Here is an 18,025-nt window from a genome sequence, read left to right on the forward strand (position 1 = left end):
CACCTAGAATGGCGCCATGGCTGAGGGGCTCAGGGAGCGCAAGAAGCGCCAGACGAAACAGCGGATCTCGGACATCGCGACCGGACTGTTTCTGGAGCACGGTTTCGTGACCGTGACCATCGCGGAGATCGCGGAAGCCGCGGACGTCTCCGTCAACACGGTCTACAACTACTTCCCGGCCAAGGAGGACCTCTTCCTCGACCGGATGGAAGGCGTCACCCTCCGCCTGTCCCGGATGATCCGCGGCCGCGACCGGGGCGAGTCCGCCGCCCGGGCCGTGCTGCGCGAGATGCGCCAGCAGATCGGCGCCGTCTCGCCCGCGTACGGACTCATGGACGGCTTCGACGCCTTCATGAACGTCATCGAGCACGCCCCCACCCTCAAGGCCCGGCTCTTCTACCTCCAGCAGGAGGTCCACGACGCGGTCGTCGCCACCCTGCGCGAGGAGACCGCCGCCGCCGAGGACGACCCGCTGCCGCTCCTCGTCGGCGGACAGATCGCCTGGATCGAGAACACCGCCGTCGGGTACATCACCCGCGAGATGAGCGCCGGCCGCAAGGCCACCACCGTCTCCCGCGAGACCCTCGACCTCCTCGACGAGATCGAGGAGGTGCTGAGCGACAAGGTGCTCGACTACGCCGTACGGGCCGACTGAGCCACCCGCCCGGCCTGTCGTGAGTGTGACGTCCGTCAAAGGGGACGTGACGCGCCTTACTTATCGGTCACAACGCCGCCCGCGCCCGCTAATCTCCGCCGGAGAGCCAGAAGTGAACAGTTGTTACGGGCATTGAGGGGTGGAAGACGTGGCCAGGAAGCTCGCCGTCATCGGGGCCGGACTCATGGGGTCCGGCATCGCGCAGGTCTCGGCCCAGGCCGGCTGGGACGTCGTCCTGCGTGACGTCACCGACGCCGCACTGACGCGGGGCACCGACGCCATCAAGACCTCCTACGAGCGCTTCGTCGCCAAGGGCAGGCTGGACGCCGCCGAGGCAGAGGCCGCGCTCGGCCGGATCACCGCCACCACCGAGCTCGACGCGGTCGCCGACGCCGACATCGTCGTCGAGGCCGTCTTCGAGAAGCTCGAGGTCAAGCACGAGATCTTCCGCTCCCTCGACAAGGTCGCCAAGGACGGCGCCGTCCTCGCCTCCAACACCTCCGCCATCCCGATCACCAAGATCGCCGCGGTGACGGAGCGCCCGGAGGCCGTCGTCGGCACCCACTTCTTCTCGCCGGTCCCGATGATGCAGCTCTGCGAGCTCGTCCGCGGTTACAAGACCAGCGACGAAACCCTCGCCACCGCACGGGAGTTCGCCGAGTCCGTCGGCAAGACCTGCATCGTCGTCAACCGCGACGTGGCCGGCTTCGTCACCACCCGCCTCATCACGGCGCTCGTCGTCGAGGCCGCCAAGCTCTACGAGTCGGGCGTGGCCACCGCCGAGGACATCGACATCGCCTGCAAGCTCGGCTTCGGGCACGCCATGGGCCCGCTCGCCACCACCGACCTCACCGGCGTCGACATCCTCGTCAACGCCACGAGCAACATCTACGCCGAGACCCAGGACGAGAAGTTCGCGCCGCCGGAGCTGATGCGCCGGATGGTGGACGCGGGTGACATCGGCCGCAAGAGCGGGCAGGGCTTCTACACGTACTGAACCGCACACCGGTTCCGCACAGGGGTCCGACCGCCCCCGCACCATCGCCCTCAGGGGTGAATTTCGATATCGGTTCGCTTACAAGGCGCAACGCTTCTGCCGATGCGGCAGTCAAGCGTTGCGTGGACGGGCACACGACGGAGCACTCTCGGGGAGCGCATATGCACATCAGGGGCGACCACGCCGAGCTGGTCGTCGGGGGCCGCCTCGACGTCCGCAGCGCGGCGGACGCCCGCACGGTCCTGCACTCGGCCGTCGACGACGGCGTCGGCGACCTCGTGCTCGACCTGACCGGCCTCGACTCCTGGGACGCCACCGGGCTCGGCGTCATCATGGGCGCCCACCGCCGGGCCGGCCGGTGCGGCCGCCGCCTGGTGCTGCGCGGAGTGCCGCCCCAGATGCAGCGCCTGCTCGTCGCCACCCGGCTGCACCGCATCCTCGCCATCGAGGGCGGACTCGCCGCCGAGTCGCTGCCCCGCGTCTGAACGGTCGTCACACGTCACAGCCGCGACACGCGGCTGTGAAGCCACTGTGAGAACCAGGCGTCACGCGCAATCCTCACAAGACCATGACGTCTTGGGCTCGGTGCCACCCCGACTGTTCCCGGAGGTCGGACAACCGTCTAGGGTCGGCTCGCCTGCACATCGCCCGCCGCTTGGGAGCTTGGACCATGGACCCGATCAACCGGGGACCGGAGGAGTACGGTCACGACGCCGAGGGCGAGGACGCCCGCCCCGGACACGCCGTACCCACGCCCGCGTCCACCGCCCCCGCCCGGGTGCGCACCGCCCGGCTCGTCTCCGGCGGCCTCCTGCTCACCGTCAACCCCCTCGACGGCAGCGAGATCGAGGTGTGCCCGCCCGGAGAACAGCCCCCGGCACCCCGCCGCCGCACCGCCCAGGAGCGCGCCGACGCCGCCCGCGCCGCCCACCCGCCCGTACCGCCCGGCCCCGCGGCCCCCGCCCTCCCGCTGCTCGAACGGCAGGAACAGCGCGAAAAGCTCGTCCACCACCTCAGCCGCGGCCGCTCCGCCCGGCTCACCGGCCCCGCCGGCTCCGGACGCACCACCCTCCTCGACGCCGTCGCCGCCGACTGCGCCGAGATCGCCCCCGACGGCGTCGTCCGGCTCTCCGGCCACCACCGCGCGCCCACCGACCTGCTGTACGAGCTCTTCCACGCCGTCCAGCACGCCCCCGCGTTCCGGCCGGACCGCGAGGAACTCCTCCTCGAGGTCCGCGGCATCGGCGCCATCGTCGTCGTCGACGACCTGGAGTTCGGCGGCGCCGCGCTCGACGAGCTGCTCGCCGCCACCCCCGACTGCGCCTTCCTCCTCGCCGCCACCCCCGACACCCCCGCCGCCTCGCCCGAGGCCGCCCTCGAAGAGGTCGAACTCCCCGGACTCGGCCGCGCCGCCGCCGTCGAACTCCTGGAGAGCGCCGTCGGCCGCGCCCTCACCGAGGACGAGGCCAACTGGGCGGGCGACCTCTGGTTCGAGTCCGAAGGGCTGCCGCTCCGCTTCGTCCAGGCCGGCGCCCTGCTCCGGCAGCGCGACCGGCTCCGCGTCGCGCCCGCCGAGTTCGACGCCTTCGGCGCCCTGGAGGAGGCCTTCGGCCCGTCCGGCCCCGGGACCACCGCCCAGGGCGCGGCCGCGGACCCCGCCGACGACCCCGACGTCGAGGTCCGCGCCGTACCGCTGCCCAGCCTCGGCGAAGGCGCCGCCCCGGCCGCCCTGCTCGCCTCCCGGCTCAGCCGCGCCGCCCAGGAGACCCTGCGCTTCGCCGTCGCCCTCGGCGGCGAGGTGCCCCACCAGGCGCATCTGCCCGCCCTCGTCGGCGACACCCATGCCGACGCGGCCGTCGGCGAGCTCATGTCCTGCGGACTGCTCTCCCCGGTCGGCACCCGCTACCGGCTCGCCGCCGGCGTCCTCACCCAGCTGCTCGCGCAGAACCACGAGCCCGACCCCGCCGGCCGCGCCCACACCGTCGCCCAGCACTACGCCTGGTGGGCCGGACACCCGTCCGTCAGCCCCGAGCGCGCCACCGCCGAGGCCGACTCCCTGCTCGCCGCCCTCGCCGTGCTCGTCCCCGGCGCCGAGGCAGAGCACCCGGTCACCGCCGTCCGGCTCGCCCGCGCCGCCGCGCCCGCCTTCGCCGCGGGACTGCACTGGAGCGCCTGGGAACGCGCCCTGCGCGGCGGCCAGGAAGCCGCCCGCATGTCCGGCGAGGTCGCCGAAGAGGCATGGTTCCACCACGAATTGGGCATCCTCGCGCTCTGCCGGGGCAGCCTCCAGCGGGCCCGCGCCGAACTGGAGGCCTCCATCGGCATGCGCGGCGCCCTCGCCGACAAGCGCGGCACCGTCGCCGGGCGCCGGGCCCTCGCGCTCGTCGCCGACCTCGCCGGCGAGACCACCCCCGTGGAACCCGCGTCCCCGGCCACGCCGCCCGCCGGCACACCGGCCGCCACCCCGGCGCAGGGCTCCCGGCCGCCCGCCCTGCCGCGCCGCGAAGGGCCGGCCTCGCCGCCCCGCGGCATCCCCGCGACCACGCCGCTCCCCGCCAAGCCCGCCTTCCCCGACCTCGCCCCGCCGACCCCGCCGCGCTCCTTCCCGGCCTTCATGGAGGAGCCCCCGACGGTCGTCGCCCGTACGGGCACGGGCGCGGGCACGGGCGCGGGCGTACGGCCCGGTGCCGGCCCGGCCCCCGACCGGGACGACGACCGGCGGGGCGGCCTGCGCAAGGGCATCCTCACCGGCGCCCGCCGCAACCTGGCCGCCGTCGGCGCGGGCGCGCTCCTCGTCGCCGTGCTCGGCACCGTGGTGACCCTCGGCGCCACCTCAGGCGACGGCGCCGAACCCGGCGCCGACCGGGTCACCTCCGACAGCAGCACCGGCCCGGACGGCACGGACGACGGCACCGGCGGCGAGACCGAGCCCACCGAGGAGCCGACCGACCGCCCCTCGGAAACGGCGTCCCCCGGTCCGACCGGTACGGCGTCCCCGGGCGGGACCGGCCCGACCGGCAGCGCGCCGGACCCGACGTCCTCGCCGTCCGCGACGGACACCCGTGAGCCGAGCGACCCGACGAAGACGCCGCCGCGCCCGACGATGTCGCCGACGGGGACACAGTCCCCGAAGCCCAGCCCGTCGTCGTCGACCCCCAGCGAGTCGCCGTCGAGCTCGACCACCGCGCCCTCGCCGTCCGCGAGCACGAGCGGCACGCCCAGCGACTCCGCCTCCGCGTCCGCCTCCCGCTCCGGATCCTCCACCGAGAGCGGCTCCCCGGCCTGACCCGCGTACGCCGAAGGCCCGGGTGCGTCCACCGCACCCGGGCCTTCCCGCGTATCCGTACCTACGTACGGGGGCTCAGAAGAGCCGCAGCTTGTCGTCCTCGATCCCGCGCAGCGCGTCGTAGTCGAGCACCACGCAGTCGATCCCGCGGTCGGTCGCGAGCACCCGCGCCTGCGGCTTGATCTCCTGGGCCGCGAAGATGCCCTTCACCGGCGCCAGGTGCGGGTCGCGGTTGAGCAGCTCCAGATAGCGGGTCAGCTGCTCCACGCCGTCGATCTCGCCGCGCCGCTTGATCTCCACCGCGACCGTCGCCCCGTCGGAGTCCCGGCACAGGATGTCCACGGGCCCGATCGCCGTCGGGTACTCGCGGCGGACCAGCGTCCATCCCTCGCCCAGCGTCTCGATGCGGTCCGCGAGCAGCTCCTGGAGGTGCGCTTCCACGCCGTCCTTGATGAGACCCGGGTCGACGCCCAGTTCGTGCGAGGAGTCGTGGAGGATCTCCTCCATCGTGATGATCAGTTTCTCGCCCGCTTTGTTGATCACGGTCCAGACCGCCGCCGCGCCGTTCTCCACGGCCTCGCCGTCGGCGGATTCCTTCAGCGTGCAGGGCGGCGACATCCAGTTGAGCGGTTTGTACGCCCGGTCGTCCGCGTGGATCGAGACGCTGCCGTCGGCCTTGACCAGGATCAGACGGGGCGCGGAGGGCAGGTGGGCCGTGAGCCGACCCGCGTAGTCCACGGAACAACGGGCAATGACGAGACGCATGGTCCGCAACGCTACAAGACGGACGATGCTCTACGCGATTCGGCCCGTAACGCCCGCCCGGCGTACGCCCAACACCCGTCGGTTATTGGCCGGTTGTGTGCCCAATCTCCTGGTGCGGTCAGGACCCGGCGCTTACCGTGGAGGACAGGAGGTCGTCGCCCGTGCACGCTGCGTGCGCGCCGCCGGCCCCTGCCCCTGCCCGCAAGACCCCGCTCGCGGGGTCGCGAGAGGAGAACCCATGTCGCTCGACGTCTCACCGGCCCTGTTGGAACAGGCCGAGCGAGGCGAGGTCGACGAAGCCGACTTCGTCGACTGCGTCCGGACCTCCCTGCCCTACGCATGGGAGATGATCAGTTCTCTGGTGGCACAGCTGAAGGTCGACGGCGGAGAGTTCGCCGACAACCAGACGCCGCCGCCGAATGAGCAGGCACGTGGTCAGCTGTTGCGTGCACTCGCGAGCGATGCCATCCGCGGTGCGCTGCAGCGGCACTTCGGGGTGCGTCTCGCCTTCCAGAACTGCCACCGTGTGGCGGTCTTCCCGCTGGACCCGTCGGTGGACGAGCGGCTCGCCCGCTTCACCTCCGTACGGGGGCAGCTCCTCAACCAGTCGCCCGAACTGCGCGACTGCTGACAGGCCTGGTGCCGCCGCTCCGCATCGCGGGAGAACGATAGGGATGCCGGGGCGGCGGCACGGTCCTGCACCGCCGTGAACCCTCGTACATGAACCGTCACACCAGCAGGGGCAGCACCTCGGCGCCGAGCCGCCGCACGTTCTCCTCCGTCGCCGCGAGGTCGCCCGAACCCTCGGCGAGCAGCGCGAAGCGGGTGATGCCCGTGCGCTCGGCGGTCGCCGCGAGCCGGTCCGCCGCCAGCCGGGGCGTCCCCACCGGGTGCAGCCCGCACAGCAGCTCCGTGTACGCGACCGGGTCGCGCATCGCGCGCTGCCGGCCGTCCACCGTCACATGCGCGTCCAGGCCCTGCTTCAGCCAGCCGGGCATCGCCTTCACCAGGGCCTCCACCGCGTCCGCGGTGCGGTCGGCGACCTGGGCCACACCGGCCGACACATGGCCGGTCCCGATCCGGGCGATCTCGTCCGGAGTGTGCCCGGCCTCCCGGGCGCACCGCTCCCAGCAGGCCACCATCTCGGCCTTCTCCTCGTCCCCGCAGTGCATGCCGAGCAGCATCGGCAGGCCCCGCTCGGCGGCGAGCCGCACACTCCGCTGGGAGGTGCAGGCGAGCACCACCTCCGGCGCGGCCGGACCGCCGATCAGCTCGCCGGGGGCCGGCACGACCGCCACCTCGCGGAAAGCGAATCGTTCCCCCTGGGCGCCGACACGGGATTCGCCGAGCCAGCGCAGCAGCAGATCGAGCGACTCGGGGAACTCCCGCTCGTACGCGGCGAGCCCCGATCCGAAGACCTCCAGGTCGACCCACGGCCCGCCGCGGCCCACCCCGAGGGTGAACCGGCCGCCCGAGGTCACGTGCAGCAGCGCCGCCTGCTCGCCCAGCCCGACCGGGTGGACGCTCGGCAGGACGCTGACCGCCGTGCCGACCCGGATCCGGCGCGTGCGGCCCAGGAGCAGGGCCGCCAGCGTGACGGCCGAGGGACACACCCCGTACGGCACGAAATGGTGCTCCGCCAGCCAGACGGAGTCGAGCCCCGCCTCCTCGGCGACCTCGGCGGTCCGCACCGCGCGATGCAGTGCTTCCCCCTGGCCCTGGCCCGGGAACTGGGCGGCCAGTACGAACGTACCCACGCGCATCGTTTCTGCCTCCTCGCGGACGGCGCGTCTCCCCCTCGGACTTCCCCACGTACTGGCAACAACGTCTGACACGTGCCAAAGGCAACGGCCGTTCATGAAGTTCTTGCGATTTTCCGCTGATCCCTGACGGGTGGGGGAGAAGCCACCCCGTCGCGGCCCGTACGCTGGACGGAACCGTCCGTGTTCCCGTACCCCCCAGTGAGGTGTCGAAGTGTCCCCGCGCCACAACCGCCCCCGTGGCGGCGTGAAGCCGGCTCAGCAGGGCGATCCGGGCGACCGGTACGGCGGCGCCGAGCGCACCGAGGCCTGGCAGGGCGAGGAGTGGTGCGTGCGCCATGTGGCCGGGGCGAGCGCGCCCGGCAAGCGCTACCGCTGCCCGGGCTGCGACCAGGAGATCCCGGCCGGCGCCCCGCACGTGGTGGCCTGGCCCCAGTACGGCGGCGTCGACGACCGCCGCCACTGGCACAAGGCCTGCTGGAACGCGAAGGACCGCCGCACCACCCGGGTGCAGCGGTCCCGCAACGCGCCTCGGTACTGAGCGGGGCCCGGCGGACCGGGCCCCGGCCGGCTAGACGTCCCGGCTGTTGAGCAGCGCGAACGCGCCGCCGAGCACGGCCGCCGTGAGCCCCGCCATGATCAGCACCGGCTCCCAGCCGGCCGGGCCCTGGTCGTTGAACGGTGCCGCGTCGCTGTAGAGCGCGATCATCTGCGACGGGATCGCGTACATGAACAGCGCCTCCTGCACCGAGCGCAGCGCCTGGGAGAACATGAACAGCGCCGCCACCAGCGGCAGCAGCAGCACGCCGATCATCACCGTGATCGCGCCCGCCGAGTGCCGCATGATCGCGCCGACACCCATCGCCAGCAGCCCGAGCAGCGCCAGGAAAAGACCCACCCCCACGGTGGCCCGCAGCCACTGCGCGCCGGTCGGCTCGGCCGCGTCGACCATGGCCACCTGGGCCGCGCCGACCACCGCCGCCATCACCGTGACGAGCAGGAACACCAGCGCGAAGAAGACGATCGCCTTCGCCGTGAGCACCCGCGACCGGCTCGGGCAGGCGGTCAGCGTCGTACGGATCATGCCGGTGCCGTACTCGGAGCTGATGCTGAGCACGCCCAGGGTCATCACACAGATCGAGGCCGGCAGCATGCCGAAGAAGCCGAGGCCCAGCGCGGGCTCCTCCGACATCTCCGCGGACGAGGCGGCGGCGACCGCGGCCACTCCGAGGCCGAGGCCGAGCATCAGCAGCACCATGATCCCGACCGTCCACATCGTGGAGCGCACCGAGCGGATCTTGGTCCACTCCGAGGCGAGCGCGTCACCGAGGTGCGCCTTGCGGACCGGGATGGGCGAGACGTACGCGTACGGGGTCGGCGGCGGGGTGGTCATCGGGCGTCCTCGGGGTTCTGGCTCTGGTCCGGGCTCTGCGCGTACGGGTTCTGCGCGTACGGGTTCTGTCCGGGCGGCGGCGGGGCGTACCAGCCCTGCTGCGGCACCTCCGGGATCACGTACCCGTCGGGCTGCTGCGGGTGCGGCTGCGGCTGCGGCGCCTGGAGGTGGGCCAGCCGGTCGTCGGTGGAGCGGTAGTCCACGGCGCCCTGCGTCATCCGCATGTACGCCTCCTCCAGCGACGCCTGGTGCGGGGAGAGCTCCCACAGCCGTACGTCCGCCTCGTGCGCCAGGTCGCTGATCCGCGGCAGCGGCAGCCCGGTCACCCGCAGTGCCCCGTCCGGCTCGGACAGCACGCCGGCGCCGGCCTCGGTGAGCGCCGCGGTCAGCTTCTCCCGCTGCTGCGGCTCGGTCCCCGGGGTGCGCACCCGGGCGAAGTCCGCCGAGTTCGCCGAGATGAAGTCCTTCACGCTCATGTCCGCGAGCAGCTGCCCGCGGCCGATCACGATCAGGTGGTCCGCGGTCAGCGCCATCTCGCTCATCAGATGGCTGGAGACGAAGACGGTCCGGCCCTCGGCGGCCAGCTTCTTCATCAGGTTGCGCACCCAGAGGATGCCCTCCGGGTCGAGGCCGTTGACCGGCTCGTCGAAGAGCAGCACCTGGGGGTCGCCGAGCAGCGCCGCCGCGATCCCGAGCCGCTGGCCCATGCCGAGCGAGAAGCCCTTGGAGCGGCGCCGGGCGACGTCCTGGAGACCGACCACGCCGAGCACCTCGTCGACCCGCTGGGCCGGGATGCCGGCGAGCTGGGCCAGCGACAGCAGGTGGTTGCGGGCACTGCGCCCGCCGTGCACGGCCTTCGCGTCGAGCAGCGCGCCGACCTGCCGGGGCGCGTTCGGGAACTGCCGGAAGGGGTGCCCGCCGATCGTGACGTGCCCGGACGTCGGCCGGTCGAGGCCGAGGATCATGCGCATGGTCGTCGACTTGCCCGAGCCGTTGGGGCCCAGGAAGCCCGTGACGAGCCCGGGCCTCACCTGGAAGGAAAGGTTGTACACGGCCGTCTTGGCGCCGTAGCGCTTCGTCAGGCCGACTGCCTCGATCATTCTCCAGCCCCATCGACAGGTCAGGTCGTCGTCGGGGCGTCACGGCCGTGCGACCGGAGCCCCCCGTACGAGCGAAGAGCTTATCCAGCCGTTCACGGTTCCGCCGATGCGTAAATCGTGACCTGGGGGTTGGACCAGGGACATCTCAGGGGCGGGTCGGGGACTTCTCGGGGGCGCGTGGGGGACGTCTCAGGGGCCCGTCAGACGCCGTCAGGGCCCCTTCAGGCGTCGCGCTTCTTCAGCACCAGACAGCCGCCGACCAGCGCGGCCGCCACCCAGAGCAGCATGATCCCGAGGCCGCCCCACGGGCCGTACGGCGCCGTCTCGGAGCCCATCGCGTCAGGGACCACCTGCATGATCCTGGAGCCGGCCTGGTCCGGGAAGTAGCGCGCGACCTCCTTGGCCTTCGGCACCGCCGACAGGATCTGCGAGATCAGGAAGAAGAACGGCACCAGGATGCCGAGCGACAGCATCGAGGAGCGCAGCATCGTCGCCACACCCATCGAGAAGATCGCGATCAGGCCCATGTAGAGCCCGCCGCCGATCACCGCCCGCAGCACGTTGTCCGCGCCGAGCGTGGTGCGGTGCTCCCCGAGCAGGGCCTGGCCGAGGAAGAAGGACAGGAAGCTGGTCGCGAGCCCCACCACCAGGGCCAGCGCCCCGGCCACGGCGATCTTCGAGAAGAGGAAGCTCGCCCGCTGCGGAACGGCGGCCAGCGAGGTGCGGATCATGCCCGACGAATACTCGGTGCCCACCACGAGGACGCCGAAGACCACCATCGCCAGCTGCCCGAGCACCATCCCCGAGAAGCTGAGGAAGGTCGGGTCGAAGGTCGCCCGCTCCACCGCGGACAGGTCGTCGAACTCCGAGCTCATCAGCGCGCACAGCGCCGCGCTCAGCGCCACCGTCACCAGCAGGGCGCACGCCAGCGTCCACACCGTCGACGAGACCGTCCGGATCTTGGTCCACTCCGACTGGAGGACCGCGGTCGCCGCTGCCATCGATCAGGCTCCCTCGAAGCTCTCGCCCCAGCGGGGCCCGCCTGTGCGCGCGGCCTGCCCGCCGCCGTGGATGTCCGTCCCGTGCGCGTGGTACTCCACCGCGCCCGCCGTCATCTGCATGAAGGCCTCCTCCAGCGAGGCCCGCTGGGCGCTCAGCTCGTGCAGCACGATCTGGTGCGCGGCCGCCAGCTCGCCCAGCTTCTCCGTCGTCGTCCCGTCGACCTCCAGGACTCCGCCGCCCGCCTCGACGGCGACAAAACCTCCCCTGTGCAGCACGTCCCGCAGTCGTTCCTGCTGCGGAGAGCGCAGTCGCACGTAACTCCGCGAATTCTGCTGGATGAAATCCGCCATCGACGTGTCGGCCAGCAGCTTTCCCTGCCCGATGACGATCAGATGATCGGCCGTCAGCGCCATTTCACTCATCAGATGGCTGGAAACGAAGATCGTTCTTCCCTCGGCGGCCAGCGCCTTCATCAGATTGCGGATCCAGTGAATTCCCTCGGGGTCCAGACCATTGACGGGTTCGTCGAACATCAGGATCTCGGGATCACCGAGCAACGCCGAGGCGATTCCCAGCCGTTGCCCCATGCCGAGCGAGAAGCCCTTCGACTTCTTCCTCGCGACCGGCGTCAGACCCACCAGATCCAGCACCTCGCCGACCCGCCGCTGCGGAATGCGGTTCGACTGGGCCAGACACAGCAGGTTGTTGTACGCGGAGCGGCCGCCGTGCATCGCCTTGGCGTCGAGCAGCGCCCCGATGTACTTCAGCGGCTCCTGGAGCTCCCGGTAGTGCCTGCCGTCGATCCGGACCGTCCCGCTCGTCGGGTTGTCCAGGTCCAGCATCATCCGCATCGTGGTCGACTTGCCCGCCCCGTTCGGCCCCAGGAAGCCGGTGACCACGCCCGGCCGTACGGTGAAGGTGAGATGGTCGACCGCGGTCTTCTGCCCGAAGCGCTTGGTGAGGCCCTCAAGCTCGATCATGCGTACCAACCTAAGGGCACGCAAAACCCCCCGCCACCGGAGTGACGGGGGGTCTTTTCGCGTCGGCTCTGCCCGGGAAGCCCGGTCAGCGCGTCTGCTGGGCCGGGACGCCGGCGGTCCGCTCGTCGTCGATCGGGGAGCCGGCCGCGGCCACCGCGGCACCGGTCAGCGTGGCCAGCATCTCGCGGACGTTGGTCAGCTGGGCGTTGATGGAGTCGCGGCGGTTCGTCAGCGCCGCCAGCTCGCGCTCCGATTCGCTGCGGATCCGGTCCGCCTTGGCGTTCGCGTCGGCCACGATGTCCTCGGCCTGGCGCTGCGCGGTCTCCACCGTCTGGCGGGCCCGGCGCTCCGCGTCCGTACGCAGCTTCTCGGCCTCCAGGCGCAGCTGCTCCGCCCGGTGCTCGATCTCGGCGAGGCGCTTCTCCGCCTTCGCCTGACGCGAGGCCAGGTCGCGCTCCGACTGCTCGCGGCGCTTGGCCAGGTTGGTCTCGAAGTCCGCGGCGGCCTGGGCGGCCTTGGCGCGGGTCTCCTCGAAGAGCGCGTCGGCCTCCTCGCGCTTCGACTGCGCGTCCTTCTGGGCCTCGGCCCGCAGCGAGTTGGCCTCGCCCTGCGCCTTCTCGACGATCCGGACGCCCTCGTCCTCGGCCTTCGCCTTGCGCTCGGCGGCGAACGACTCGGCGTCGTTGCGCACCTGCTGGGCGGCCGACTCGGCCAGCTCGCGGTGCTGCTCGGCGGCGCGACGGGCCTCCTCGCGCAGGTCCTTCGCCTCCTCCTCGGCCAGCCGGAGGATCTTCTCGACGCGGGCGCCGAGACCGGCGTACGACGGCTCGGCGTCGGTGACCTGCGCCTGGGCGTTCTGCGTTTCGAGGTGCAGTTCCTCGATGCGCTTTTCCAGAGAGGTGATTCGGGCCAGAGCACTGTCACGGTCGGCGACGAGCTTGGTAATGCGGTCGTCCACCTGACCGCGGTCGTAACCACGCCGCACGAGCTCGAAGCCGAAGGGGGAGGAAGTGTCGCTCATGGGGTTCCTGTCGAATGAGACCGGTGAGGTGTTAGGGGGAATCCTAGGGGTCGAAGCGGCGTGTCATCGAGCGTATGCCCGTTTGATCTGGAGAATGTCCAGCCTTTTGAGTGGCTAGCCGTCGGAGGACTTGCCACCCGAACGGGTGGCCCCCGCGGACGCGGCTGCCTTGGCCCCTTCCCGGGCGGAGGACTTGTCCCCGCCCGACGGCGTCTCGAAAGACTCCAACGCTTCCAGGACGTCCTGGACACGGGAGATCTCGGCATTGATGTCCTCGCGCCGGCGCACCAGCACGTCCAGCTCGCGCTTGCCCTCCGAGACCGTCTCCTCGGCCTCGCGCTCGGCCTCCGCCCTGATCCGCTCCGCCTCGGCGACGAGCGACGCCTTCTTCTGCTCGGCCTCCTTGAGCAGCGCCTCGGCCTTCTTCACGGCGGCGATGCGCACCTTGCTCGCCTCGGAACTCGCCTCCGAGACCAGCTCCTTGGCCTTCTCCTCGGCCTGCGCCCGCTGCTCCTCCGCGGCCTTCACCAGCTTGTCCACGCGCTCGCCGGCCGTCTTCATCTGCTCGGCCGTCTCGCGCCGCGCCCGCTCGTGCAGCTCCTCGATCTCGCCCTCGACCCGGGCCCGCAGCTCCTCCGCCCGCTCCCTTATGGCCGTCGCGTCGCTGCGCGCCCCGACCAGCAGCTCGTCGGCGTCCGTACGCGCCTTCTCCACCAGCGAGTTGCCCTCGATGGTCGCCTCGGCGACGATCCGCTCGGCCTCCTTGCGGGCCGCGCCGACCATCGTGTCCGCCTGGGTCTCCGCCTCGGTGGTGGCGCGCAGCGCCTCCTCCTGGGCCTTGGCCATCAGCTGGTCGGCCTGCTCGGCCGCGTCCGCCCGCCGCTTCGCGCCGGCCTCCCGGGCCTCGTCGAGCGTACGGTCGGCCTCGGCGCGTGCGTCCGCCCGCATCTCCTCGGCCGCGGCCTCCGCCTCCGCCTTGACCCGCGCGGCCTCGGCGGCGATCCGCTCGGCTTCCGCCGTCGCCTCGCCCACGAGGGCGTCGGCCTGCTCGGCGGCGTCGGCGCGGCGCTTGTCGGCGGCCTGCCGGGCCTCGTCCAGGATCCGGTCGGCGTCCGCGAGGGCGGCACTGCGCAGCGCCTGCGCGTGCGCCTCGCCGTCCACCTTGACCTGCTCGGCCTCGGTCCGCAGCCGCAGAGCCTCCTGCTCGGTCGACTCCAGCAGCTCGGCGGCCTCCGTCGTGAGCCGCTCGGCTTCCGCCGTCGCCTCGCCGATGAGGGTGTCGGCCTGTTCGGCGGCGTCGGCGCGGCGCTTGTCGGCGGCCTTGCGGGCCTCGTCGAGGACCTGTTCGCCGTCGGCGCGGGCGGCGGCGCGGAGGGCTTCGGCCTCGGCTTCGCCGTCGGCCTTGACCTGCTCGGCCTCGGTGAGGAGCCGTTCGGCCTCGGCGCCGATGCGCTCGGCTTCCGCCGTCGCCTCGGTGATGAGGGTGTCGGCCTGCTCCGCGGCGTCGGCGCGGCGCTTGTCGGCGGCCTTGCGGGCCTCGTCGAGGACCTCTTCGGCCTCGGCGCCGATCCGCTCCGCCTCCGCGCGGGCCTCCCCGACCACCGTCTCCGCCTGGGCGGCCGCCTCGGAACGGATCCGGTTGGCGTCCTCGCGGGCGTCCGCACGGGTGCGGGCCGCGTCCTGCTCGGCCGACGCCAGCGCGTCCGTCGCCTCGGTCCGTACCCGCTGCGCGTACTCGGCGGTGTCCGTCCGCAGCTTCTCCGCCTCGGCCAGCGCGTCCGTGACCGTCCGCTCGGCCAGCGCCTTCGCCGCCTCGGACTCCTCCTGGGCCCGCTCGCGGACCCGGTTCGCGTCCTCGGTGGCCCGCTCCCGCTCCTCGTACGCGTCGGCGCGGACCCGGTCCGCCTCCTCCTGCGCCTCGGTACGGGTGCGCTCGGCCGCGTGCTCGGCGGCGCTGCGCAGCCCGGCGATCTCCTCCTCGGCCTGCTCGCGCAGACCCGCGACCGAGTCGCGCACCTCCTGCGCGGTGTGCTCGGCCGCCGACACCATCTCGGTGGCCCGGGCGTCCGCCTCCTCGACCAGACGGTGCGCCTCGGCCTGCGCCTCCTCGACCCGCTTGCGGGCGGAGGCCAGCAGCTCCTCGGACTGCTCGCGGGCGAGCTCGCGCTCCCGGCCGGCCTCGGAACGGGCCGAGTCCAGCGTCTCCTCGGCCTCCCGGCGGCGCCGGTTGGCCTCCTCCTGCGCGGCGGCCAGCGCCTCCGCGGCCTCGGCGGCGACCCGCTCGGCGGCGGCCGCGGCCTCGGCCCGTACCCGGTCGGCGGTCTCCTGCGCCTCGGAGCGCAGCCGCTCGGCCTCGGTCTGCGCCTCGGAGGTCAGCCGCAGCGCGACCGCCTCCGCCTCGGCGCGCGAGGCCGCCACGTCCGTCGCCGCCTCCGTCCGCAGCCGCTCGGCCTCCTGCTCGGCCTGCGCCTGGAGCGTACGGATCCGCTCGGCGGCCTCGGTCCGCAGCCGCTCGGTCTCCTCGGCGGCCTCGCGGCGGATGCGCTCGCCCTCGGCGCGCGCGTCCGTCAACTCCTGACCGGCCGTCGACAGCTTCGTCTCGGCCTCGGTGTGCAGCCGGGCCAGCTCCTCGGCGGCCTCCGCCTGCCGGGCCGCGGCGGCCCGCTCGGCGTCCGCGCGCAGCCGCGCCGCGGCGGCCTCCGCCGCCTCCTTGACCGACTCGGCCTGCTCCTCGGCCTCGGCGCGCATCCGCTCGGCCTCGGCGCGGGTCCGCTCCAGGGTCTCCTCGGCCTGGGTGCGCAGCGTCTGCGCCCGCTCCATGGCCTCGCCCCGCACCCGCTCGCTCTCGGCGCCCGCGCTCGTGCGCAGCTCGTCGGCGTCCTTGCGGGCCTTGGTCAGCAGCTCCTCGGCGGTCTTCGCCGCCTCCTCGATCTGCTGGACGGCCTCGCGCCGGGCCTCGCCGCGGATCCGCTCGCCCTCGGCGATGGCTTCCGCGCGCAGCTGCTCGGCCTCGCCGCGCAGCCGGCGCGCCTCCTCCTGCAGCTCGACCGTCTTGGCGCGGTACTCCTTGGTGTCGTCCTTCGCCGAACCGAGCAGCTCGTCGGCCTGCTCCTCGGCCCGCAGGCGGAGCCGGTCGGCCTCCGCCTCGGCCTCGCGGCGGATCCGCTCCGCCTCCTCGGCGGCCTTGCGGGTGGTCTCCTGGGCGTCCACCGACGCCTTGCTCAGGACCTCCTCGGCCGTGCGGGCGGCCTTGGCGAGCGCGGCGGCGGAGTCCTCGGCGGCGACCGTACGGGCCTTCTCGGCGGCCTCCGTGACCAGCTTCTCTGCCTCGGCGGTCGCCTCGCGCAGCTTCTCCTCGGCCTGCTCCTTGAGGGCCTCGGCCTCCTTGGTGGCCTCGCCGACGAGCCGGGCGATCTCCGTCTTGGCGGTGCGGGTGCGCTGCTCGTTGACGGACTCGGCGGTGGCGAGCTGCCTGGCCGCCGCCTCCTTGGCCTCGGCGAGGGTCCGCTCGGCCTCCGTACGGGCCTCGCGCAGCTTCTCCTCGGCCTCCTGGACGCGCACCTCGGCCGCCCGGGACAGCTCGGCGGCCTGACGGCGGGCCTGCTCGGTCTCGGCGGTGGTGGAGGAACGCAGCTGCTCGGCGTGGCTGGTGGCCTCCTGCGCCTGGCTGGAGGCGGCGTTGAGCAGTCGCTCGGCGTCCTTGCGGGCACGCAGCAGAATCGCTTCGGCCTCGGCACGGGCCGCCTCCGCCTCGGACCCCACCCGGCGACGGGTCTCCTCGGCGATCCGGGCCGCCTCGGCGCGCGCGGCGGCGAGCGACTGCTCGGCCTCGGCGCGGGACTCCTCCATCAGACGCCGGGCCTGCGCCTCGGTGCGGGCGCGCAGCTGCTCGGCCCACGCCACGTTCTCGTTGACGTGCGACTCGACGGTCTGGCGGCGCTCGCTCAGCTCCTGGTCGAGCTGCTGGCGGCGCTGGACGGCCTCGTTGTGCAGCTCCGCCTGGAGGCGGGCCTGCTGCTCGGCGTGCTCCTGGAGGATCCGCTGCGTCTGGGCACGGGCCTCGCGCAGCTCGCGCTCGGCGTCCTGGCGCAACTGCTCGGCCTGCATCTGCGCGTTGCGCAGCATCTGTTCGGCCTGGTAGCCGATGTCCGCGCTGTCGTAGGCGGGCCGGGTCGCGATGGTGCGACGCGCCTCGTGGAGCTTGGCGCGCAACACCTCGACCTGGTAACCGAGGTCCTCGGCGTGCTGGACGGCCTTCTCTCGCTCCTTCTTCAGCCGTTCCATCTCGGCTTCGAACCGCGAAAGATGGTCGTCTTCAGCTCGGTGGCTCTCCTGGCGTTCGTAGCCCCGCACTGCGCGGTCCATCCTTCCCCGAGCTCTCCGAGCAGGGGAGACCCCAACCCTGCTCGCAACTCCAACGAGCACCGTTCACCGGACAGAACGGCCCCCCGGGGAATCGTGGCAGATCGGACGACCCCGACATCCCGACTTCGGTGCCGTGCGCACACGGCCCCGACCGGCCCCGGCCCGGAGTGGCCCACTCTACCGGGCCGGGAATCCGGAGGTCAGTGCTCCGCTGAGGAGTGGTCAGCCGACGGCTTCGCCGAGGTGACCAGTTCGGTCAGCACGCCGTGGCAGTCCTTGGGGTGGAGGAAGGTGATGCGGGAGCCCATGGAGCCGATCCGCGGCTCGTCGTAGAGCACCCGGACGCCCTTGCCGCGTATGGCCTCGGCGTCACCGTCGACGTCCGCCGTCCCGAAGGCGATGTGGTGCACGCCCTCGCCGTTCTTGGCGAGCCACTTGCCCACCGCGGAGTCCTCCCGGGTGGGCTCCAGGAGCTGGAGGTAGGAGGCCCCGCCGTCGGAGGTCTCGTTGATCTTGAGCATGGCCTCGCGCACGCCCTGCTCCTCGTTGACCTCCTCGTGGAAGACCTCGAAGCCGTACGTGGCCCGGTAGAACTCGACGGTCTCGTCGAGGTTCCGGCAGGCGATCCCGATGTGGTCGATTCGCGTCAGCATGCCTCCAGTGCAGCGCCGGGAGCATGGTTACGCAACGTGCGCGCGATC

Annotated in this window: 15 protein-coding genes; 6 read left to right on the forward strand and 9 right to left on the reverse strand. The window is 72.8% G+C overall.

Annotated features, from left to right (window positions below):
- Nucleotides 1-16: 16 nt before the first annotated feature.
- From ACFY7C_RS23290 to ACFY7C_RS23305, 4 genes are all read left to right on the forward strand, one after another.
- Nucleotides 17-655, forward strand: a complete 639-nt coding sequence (locus tag ACFY7C_RS23290; RefSeq protein ID WP_389653807.1) for a TetR/AcrR family transcriptional regulator — start codon at nucleotides 17-19, stop codon at nucleotides 653-655.
- A 148-nt stretch (nucleotides 656-803) separates the two neighbouring features.
- Entirely contained in the window at nucleotides 804-1,652 is an 849-nt protein-coding gene (locus tag ACFY7C_RS23295) for a 3-hydroxyacyl-CoA dehydrogenase family protein (RefSeq protein ID WP_389653809.1), read from the forward strand.
- Nucleotides 1,653-1,813: 161 nt separating this feature from the next.
- A complete protein-coding gene (locus ACFY7C_RS23300; protein WP_019889522.1) occupies nucleotides 1,814-2,137 on the forward strand; it encodes an STAS domain-containing protein in 324 nt (107 codons plus the stop codon).
- Between the two features lie 185 nt (nucleotides 2,138-2,322).
- A complete protein-coding gene (locus tag ACFY7C_RS23305; protein WP_389653811.1) occupies nucleotides 2,323-4,938 on the forward strand; it encodes an ATP-binding protein in 2,616 nt (871 codons plus the stop codon).
- Between the two features lie 75 nt (nucleotides 4,939-5,013).
- On the opposite strand, the gene nucS is transcribed toward ACFY7C_RS23305, so the two are convergent.
- Nucleotides 5,014-5,703, reverse strand: a complete 690-nt coding sequence (gene nucS, locus ACFY7C_RS23310; protein WP_389653813.1) for an endonuclease NucS — start codon at nucleotides 5,701-5,703, stop codon at nucleotides 5,014-5,016.
- A 238-nt stretch (nucleotides 5,704-5,941) separates the two neighbouring features.
- Between nucS and ACFY7C_RS23315 the strand changes: the two genes are divergently transcribed.
- A complete protein-coding gene (locus ACFY7C_RS23315; RefSeq protein ID WP_015036224.1) occupies nucleotides 5,942-6,334 on the forward strand; it encodes an SCO5389 family protein in 393 nt (130 codons plus the stop codon).
- A gap of 97 nt (nucleotides 6,335-6,431) precedes the next feature.
- Here ACFY7C_RS23315 and ACFY7C_RS23320 read toward each other — a convergent pair whose 3' ends face one another.
- Nucleotides 6,432-7,466: an LLM class flavin-dependent oxidoreductase gene (locus ACFY7C_RS23320; protein WP_389653815.1), complete on the reverse strand. Its 1,035-nt coding sequence runs from the start codon at nucleotides 7,464-7,466 to the stop codon at nucleotides 6,432-6,434.
- 211 nt (nucleotides 7,467-7,677) lie between these two features.
- Here ACFY7C_RS23320 and ACFY7C_RS23325 point away from each other — a divergent pair, with 211 nt between their 5' ends.
- Nucleotides 7,678-8,004 (forward strand): ATP/GTP-binding protein, encoded by a 327-nt coding sequence (locus tag ACFY7C_RS23325; RefSeq protein WP_389653817.1) that lies wholly within the window; start codon nucleotides 7,678-7,680, stop codon nucleotides 8,002-8,004.
- A 30-nt stretch (nucleotides 8,005-8,034) separates the two neighbouring features.
- Here the strand turns inward: ACFY7C_RS23325 and ACFY7C_RS23330 are convergent, their stop codons facing one another.
- From ACFY7C_RS23330 to mce, 7 genes are all read right to left on the reverse strand, one after another.
- The gene (locus tag ACFY7C_RS23330; protein WP_389653819.1) at nucleotides 8,035-8,856 is read right to left on the reverse strand and encodes an ABC transporter permease subunit; all 822 of its coding nucleotides are present in this window, start codon (nucleotides 8,854-8,856) and stop codon (nucleotides 8,035-8,037) included.
- Nucleotides 8,853-9,956: an ABC transporter ATP-binding protein gene (locus tag ACFY7C_RS23335; protein ID WP_389653821.1), complete on the reverse strand. Its 1,104-nt coding sequence runs from the start codon at nucleotides 9,954-9,956 to the stop codon at nucleotides 8,853-8,855. The genes ACFY7C_RS23330 and ACFY7C_RS23335 overlap by 4 nt, the downstream gene beginning before the upstream one ends.
- A gap of 221 nt (nucleotides 9,957-10,177) precedes the next feature.
- Complete coding sequence (locus ACFY7C_RS23340) at nucleotides 10,178-10,957, reverse strand: ABC transporter permease (protein ID WP_389653823.1); 780 nt, start codon at nucleotides 10,955-10,957, stop codon at nucleotides 10,178-10,180.
- 3 nt (nucleotides 10,958-10,960) lie between these two features.
- Entirely contained in the window at nucleotides 10,961-11,938 is a 978-nt protein-coding gene (locus ACFY7C_RS23345) for an ABC transporter ATP-binding protein (protein ID WP_389653825.1), read from the reverse strand.
- Between the two features lie 85 nt (nucleotides 11,939-12,023).
- The gene (locus ACFY7C_RS23350) at nucleotides 12,024-12,959 is read right to left on the reverse strand and encodes a cellulose-binding protein (RefSeq protein WP_128984664.1); all 936 of its coding nucleotides are present in this window, start codon (nucleotides 12,957-12,959) and stop codon (nucleotides 12,024-12,026) included.
- 114 nt (nucleotides 12,960-13,073) lie between these two features.
- Nucleotides 13,074-17,312 (reverse strand): polarized growth protein Scy, encoded by a 4,239-nt coding sequence (scy, locus tag ACFY7C_RS23355; protein ID WP_389654477.1) that lies wholly within the window; start codon nucleotides 17,310-17,312, stop codon nucleotides 13,074-13,076.
- A 212-nt stretch (nucleotides 17,313-17,524) separates the two neighbouring features.
- On the reverse strand, nucleotides 17,525-17,977 hold the full coding sequence (mce, locus tag ACFY7C_RS23360) for a methylmalonyl-CoA epimerase (protein ID WP_352076229.1): 453 nt from the start codon (nucleotides 17,975-17,977) through the stop codon (nucleotides 17,525-17,527).
- Nucleotides 17,978-18,025: the final 48 nt, after the last annotated feature.

It is taken from the genome of Streptomyces sp. NPDC012769, from assembly GCF_042901205.1.
Lineage (GTDB): Bacteria > Actinomycetota > Actinomycetes > Streptomycetales > Streptomycetaceae > Streptomyces.